The sequence below is a fragment of the Acinetobacter sp. 228 genome (assembly GCF_048147885.1).
In genome coordinates this window covers 1-1124 of the sequence record NZ_JAYWYV010000489.1, presented here as the reverse complement: position 1 = coordinate 1124, position 1124 = coordinate 1, and the positions used below count along the sequence as shown (strand labels likewise).

The window sequence follows — 1124 nt, the reverse complement described above, 5'->3', positions numbered from 1 at the left end:
AGTGAAAATTTCCACGCACCCGCTTACCGCTATGTACAGGACTAATAAAACGCAAATTATTGATGCCATAATTCACGCCAGATTTCTGCCCCTGTACAGTCGGCAAGACTTGAGCGGCCATCGCTGAAAGTAAAGAGAGTGTTAAAAAACCGTGGGCAATCGTGCCACCAAAAGGTGTCTGACGAGCAGCTTCTTCATCCACATGAATAAATTGATGATCTTGTGTGACATCCGCAAAGGTATTAATCATGTTTTGATCAATGGTCATCCATTGCGAGCTACCTAATTCTTGACCTTGCAACTCAACAAGCTGGTCGATGCTTAATGTATTTTTTGTCAAAATTACTCTCCTGCCATTAATGAAGCTTTTTTCAGCTCAAGCTCACCTTGAGCGCCTCCTCTGACAGGCACAAACTCACCTGTTCGGTCTGCAACATCAGCTAAACGTTGTGCTAAAACATGCGGAACCTGTTCATCCGTACCTAAATAAATTCCTTGAGTAAGGGTAATGTGGGCAGCTTCAAAACTACCTGCGCCCGCACAAAGAATCATACGAGTCGGTGCATCTTCGCTAACCAAAGTCGCGATTGCAGGACTGACCGCACTTGGAGCAAGAGCTTTAAGGGCTTCTTCGGGTAATAATCCTTCAAGCATACGAGTTGCTGCTGTTGGTGCTAGACAGTTCACCCGAACATTAGATTTTTCACCTTCTAAAGCCAGTGTCTGCATGAGTCCAACCAATGCCATTTTTGCAGCACTATAGTTGGACTGCCCAAAGTTGCCCTATAGACCAGATGATGAAGTCGTCATAACAATACACCATATTTTTGCTCGCGCATGATATCCCATACCGCTTTTGTGCAATTTACTGCCCCAATTAAGTGGACATCAATCACGGTACGGAAGTCATCTAGTGACATTTTGCTAAAAGTTTTATCTCGAAGAATTCCAGCGTTATTAATTAAAATATCTACACGTCCCCAACGGGCAATTGTTTCATCTACCATCTGTTGAACTTGTTCAATATCAGTGACTGAAGCACCATTTGCCATCGCCTCGCCACCAGCCGCAATAATTTCATCTACGACTTTTTGGGCCGCCATGGTTGAGCCACCTTTTCCGTT

At 44.2% G+C, this 1124-nt stretch carries 1 protein-coding gene and 1 pseudogene; both read right to left on the bottom strand.

The window, feature by feature from the left end; genetic code table 11:
• Window positions 1-340, bottom strand: a 340-nt coding sequence (locus VXQ92_RS20110) for a MaoC family dehydratase (RefSeq protein ID WP_416682973.1), incomplete at its 3' end; no start/stop codon positions are given.
• Window positions 341-342: 2 nt separating this feature from the next.
• A pseudogene (locus VXQ92_RS20105) lies at window positions 343-1124 on the bottom strand (SDR family NAD(P)-dependent oxidoreductase); the annotation flags it as partial.